The sequence below is a fragment of the Ruegeria sp. CDSB022 genome, assembly GCF_059611145.1.
In genome coordinates this window covers 1-4,296 of sequence record NZ_JBXWOZ010000034.1, presented here as the reverse complement: position 1 = coordinate 4,296, position 4,296 = coordinate 1, and the positions used below count along the sequence as shown (strand labels likewise).

The following is a 4,296-nucleotide window of genomic DNA, read 5'->3' as shown; positions in this document are numbered from 1 at the left end:
GAATCAGCGACTTGCCCTCGGATCAAGGAATAGTTTTTCAACAAAATCAGATCAACTGAAACATTCGCGTGCGGCAGCAAAGGTCCATGGGCTGCGCAAGTGGCCCCGTAACTTAGTCGTGCTTCCTGCCGATGTTCCCAGCCGCGCCGCCCTTGACCTTTTCGCTCAGCCGTCTTGTACAACAAAACCGATCCGTGTAACTAACGCTCGTGGCGTAGACTGACAGCGCTGCTGCGCTGGTAGCTACTGAATTACTCTCGCGTAATCTTGCGCTTCCGAAGTCGAAAAATTCGGCGTTACGGAATCCGCGCAACAATGAATTGGTTTGGAGCTGTGCAGATATCCGAAGTCATCGTTGTTTCACTGAAGGACGATACCGACCGCAGGGCTCATGTGGCCTGTCACTTCGCCGACCGCGGGATCGAAGGCTGGCGCTTTCTCGATGCCATCCCGGCGGAAGACGACGCTGTCAAAAACGTTTATCGCGAAGGCCACGTCGCCCCGTTTCCGCCGTGTTTCCGTTGTGGCCGCGAGACGAGCTGTACGTGCGCCAACAACGTTCTGATCCCGAGTCAGGTCGCAAATTGGCTGTCGTTCAAAGCTCTGTGGCATGAGGCGGCAAAGGCCAACGGGTTGATTCTGGCCTGCGAAGATGATGTTTGGTTCGCGCCAGAGGCCATGCCACGGCTCGACGAGCTGTTGACCCGGCTGGGTGCGGGCGTGATGCGTACGCCGTTTCTGCTGCGTCTCGGACAGTCGGGGATCGACCCCGAAAGCATCACACACGAAGTCCTGAAGCCATTATCAACGACACAGAAAGTGCAAATGAGCAATGTCGCCCATGTCATGAATCGCGAAATGGCCTTGCTGTTGCTCGCCGAGTTCCAGAGGATTGCCACGACCTCTGACACCTGGATCCACAACGAAATGGCTTCGCGCCCGGACGTCACCGCCCTTACCGCTGACCCACTGTTGGCTACCGATCTCTCGTATAACGCCACGCATGCAAAATTCCTTTCGCGGATCCATCCCAAGGGTATTTCAGAAGCCGACAAAGAACGCGCCCGGACCCATATCAAGCGATGCGAGGACACCGATGACTACGCGCGGCGACTGGAGCAATGGATCGCATGAGGTCGATGTTGCACATCGGTATGCCCAAGGCCGCGAGCAGTAGCCTTCAGGTCGGGCTTTTCTCGCGGCTCACAAGCCACACCTATCTGGGCCTCTACCCGATGGGCAACGTGACGGGTCCGGCGTCTCAGGCCGCCCCCGAAGGCATCGCATTTCAAAACGATGCCGATCTGCGGGATTTTTGGAAAACCTTGCATCACCGGCCCGAGACCCCCGACATGGCCGCGCGTTTCGCGGCAATTTCCGAGCGCTGGAATCGGGATTCCAGGCCCCTGCTGCTTAGCCACGAGGCACTGACCAGTTGCCTTTTTTCGACACCCAACCTGAAGGCCAAGTCCCATGCCGCCGCCAGAGCATTCGGCGACGTTGAAATTCTGCTTGTACGGAGGGACGCGCTAGGCTGGCTTTCTTCGCAATACCGCGACCACCCGTTCGATCCCCGCGCGCCCACCGCCGGTCCCGCGGTCAGCTTCGATGAGTGGGTGCAGATACTTTTGACCGAACTCCCCTGCTTTGCAGATATGCTGCGCCCTGGATCGCTCGAAAGCGTTTGGCGTGAGCGGTTTGACACTGTGACGGTTCTCGATTTCGCGAAACTTGTCGCGCTCAACACCGCCGAGGTCGCGAGGCTCGCTGCTGCGCTCGGACAGCCGAGGGATTTGGTGACCGATCTGTTGGCCGAGGCGCACGAAAACAGAGGACTCAGCGACGCGGACGTGCGCGCGCGCCGCCGTGCGCGCGGCTTCGGCTCCAACCCAGAGCCCGATGACCCGGATCTTTTTGCGCTCAGCACATCGAGCGCCGCTTTGCTTGAAGAAATCTCGGATTCGGCCCCATGAAAATTGGAATGTATCTGGAAAACGGCGGCATCAGCGGGGTTGATCTCAGCCACCCGTGGCGGGGCAATCCAGGCATTGGCGGGACCGAGTTCAATTTCGTCACGCTCGCGCAGGCGTTTGCAGATCGGTTCCGGAGCCTCGGCATAACGCCCACGCTGTATGCCAATAATCCGGCCAATCTGCCCAAGGATATTCGTGCTGTACAGGCACCCGATTGCCTTACTGCCGTCCGAATGGCCGAGTCCGACGGAGCCACAGCGTTTCTCTGGCGCCCTACCGTGCGGCCAGATACCGATGCGCTGACTGATGCGCTGCCGGACCTACGCCTGTCGCTGTTTGTGTGGGCGCACAATACGCCCAGGCTGCAGCTGCTGCGCCGGTTCGCCGAATCCGATGCGGTCGCTGCTTTTGTGCCTGTGGGCATAGAACAGGCGCGCCTTATCGGCGAGCACCCGATACAGATGAAGACCACGGTGATCTCGAACGGCTTTCACAATCCGGCTTTCGCGGCGGGCAACGTGGAGAAGGACTCCGACCTAATCGCCTACCTCGGGGCGATGATCCCGGTGAAAGGCTTCGGCGTTCTGGCCCGCGCTTGGCCTAGGGTCGTCGCCGCCCACCCCGCTGCGCGGCTCGCTGTTATCGGCTCGGCCCGCCTTTACCGACGCGAAAACCCAGTGGGTGCCTGGGGTCTCGCAGACGAACGCTTCGAGGCCGACCAAATCCGCCCCCATCTGGCAGGCCCCGACGGGCGACCGCATCCTTCGATCAGCTTCCTAGGCGTATTGGGCACGGAGAAGATCGCCTTGATGCGCCGCGCAGGCATGGGTGTCGTGAACCCTAGTGGCCGGGGTGAGAATTGTCCCGGCTCGGCGATAGAGTTCCTGGCCGCCGGAACGCCGGTTGTGTCCATCGCGCGCGAAGGTCTACTGGATGTCGTCACCCATGAAAAGACCGGGCTCCTGGGGACGGAAGAAGACGACCTTGCGGAAAACCTGTTGACGCTACTGAATGAGCCGGGCCGAGCGGCCGCTCTCGGCGCCGAGGGTCCAGCCGATATAGCAGCAAGGTTCAACTATGACAAAATCTGTGCTGCTTGGGCCGACCTGTTGACCGCGAAAAGCACAGCGCCTCGCGCCCGCACGGTATAGCCGTGCGCCTCCAGCCAGCGCTGAATCTCTTGCTCCGGGCTTTTTCCCGCCCGTTCCGGACTGACATCGACCGCGATCTGACTTGGCGGTGTTGTCACGTTAACCGTCGTTCGGTTGCCCATGTTAAAATTTGGACGTAGGTGACATCGATGAATTCATCATCGATCAGCTACAAGCGTCACCGATTTCCTCCTCAGATCATCGCCCACGCGGTGTGGCTCTATGTTCGCTTCAATTTAAGCCTGCGGGAAGTTGAAGAGATGCTGCTGGTGCGCGGGGTCGACGCGTCTTACGAGACTGTCCGGCGTTGGGTCGTCAAGTTCGGACCGCAGATCGCCCGAAACTTGCGACAGCGGCAGGGCCGCCCAGGCGATGTCTGGCATCTGGATGAAGTTGTCGTGAGACTCTCTGGTCGCAAGTATTGGCTTTGGCGCGCGGTCGATCAGCATGGCGTTGTGCTGGATGAAATACTCCAACAGAAACGGGACAAACGGGCAGCAAAACGGCTGTTGCGCCGCCTGATAAAACGTCTTGGCTTCATTCCCAAGCGGATTATTACGGACAAGCTGCGCTCATATGGCGCCGCTAAGCGGGAGATCGCCCCGGGTCAGGAGCATTGGTCGCACAAGGGCCTCAACAACCGCGCCGAAAACAGCCATCTCCCATTCCGGAAGCGAGAACGGATGATGCAAGGCCATCGGTCTCCAGGAGGTTTGCAGCGGTTCGTGGCCACACATTCAGCCATTCGGAATTGCTTCTGTGTCCCCGCACGTCGTCGTTCAGCCCTATCAATCCGATATCACCGCCTCGAGGCACTTGACGCCTGGAATGCCGCCACTCAGGCAGTTTGAAGTCCGAGCATCAGCATTCCTTGGTGCGTCGGAAGTTAAAGTGACAACACCATCGTGATGCATCCAAAAAAGAAAGCTGACGCATGGCTTATAAAATTTGCCGTTTTGTCCTGTATGCATTGGGCGCACTCTACATTCTTGCCCTTGCCCTGTTCGCAATTGGAAGTTTTGGTCTTTTCGGAACCGAACCGGATCCGCTCTCAAGCGTGTTCCTGATACCGCTTGGGCTGCCCTGGAAGCACCTGATTGACGGGTTTGCAGAGTCCCTTTGGCCCTGGCTGACGGCCACGGCACCTCTGGTGAACCTGACCATCATTTGGG

At 59.1% G+C, this 4,296-nt stretch carries 6 protein-coding genes; all 6 read left to right on the top strand.

Going from position 1 to position 4,296, the window contains the following annotated elements; all coding sequences use genetic code 11:
- A partial coding sequence (locus tag AC2FIZ_RS20615; RefSeq protein WP_281996154.1) for a hypothetical protein occupies positions 1-223 on the top strand: 223 nt, incomplete at its 5' end.
- 110 nt (positions 224-333) lie between these two features.
- Positions 334-1,134, top strand: a complete 801-nt coding sequence (locus AC2FIZ_RS20610; protein WP_496791597.1) for a glycosyltransferase family 25 protein — start codon at positions 334-336, stop codon at positions 1,132-1,134.
- A 20-nt stretch (positions 1,135-1,154) separates the two neighbouring features.
- A complete protein-coding gene (locus AC2FIZ_RS20605; RefSeq protein ID WP_281996156.1) occupies positions 1,155-1,973 on the top strand; it encodes a hypothetical protein in 819 nt (272 codons plus the stop codon).
- Entirely contained in the window at positions 1,970-3,124 is a 1,155-nt protein-coding gene (locus tag AC2FIZ_RS20600) for a glycosyltransferase family 4 protein (protein ID WP_496791596.1), read from the top strand. The genes AC2FIZ_RS20605 and AC2FIZ_RS20600 overlap by 4 nt, the downstream gene beginning before the upstream one ends.
- Before the next feature lie 149 nt (positions 3,125-3,273).
- Positions 3,274-3,975 (top strand): IS6 family transposase, encoded by a 702-nt coding sequence (locus tag AC2FIZ_RS20595; protein ID WP_281996158.1) that lies wholly within the window; start codon positions 3,274-3,276, stop codon positions 3,973-3,975.
- Between the two features lie 83 nt (positions 3,976-4,058).
- On the top strand, positions 4,059-4,296 hold a 238-nt coding region (locus AC2FIZ_RS20590), incomplete at its 3' end, for a hypothetical protein (RefSeq protein WP_496791595.1).

What these genes read in the sequence shown, in the direction of transcription:
- AC2FIZ_RS20605 (WP_281996156.1), top strand. Translation starts at nt 1,155, where the DNA reads ATGCCCAAGGCCGCGAGCAGTAGCCTTCAGGTCGGGCTTTTCTCGCGG.
- AC2FIZ_RS20600 (WP_496791596.1), top strand. Translation starts at nt 1,970, where the DNA reads ATGAAAATTGGAATGTATCTGGAAAACGGCGGCATCAGCGGGGTTGAT.
- AC2FIZ_RS20595 (WP_281996158.1), top strand. Translation starts at nt 3,274, where the DNA reads ATGAATTCATCATCGATCAGCTACAAGCGTCACCGATTTCCTCCTCAG.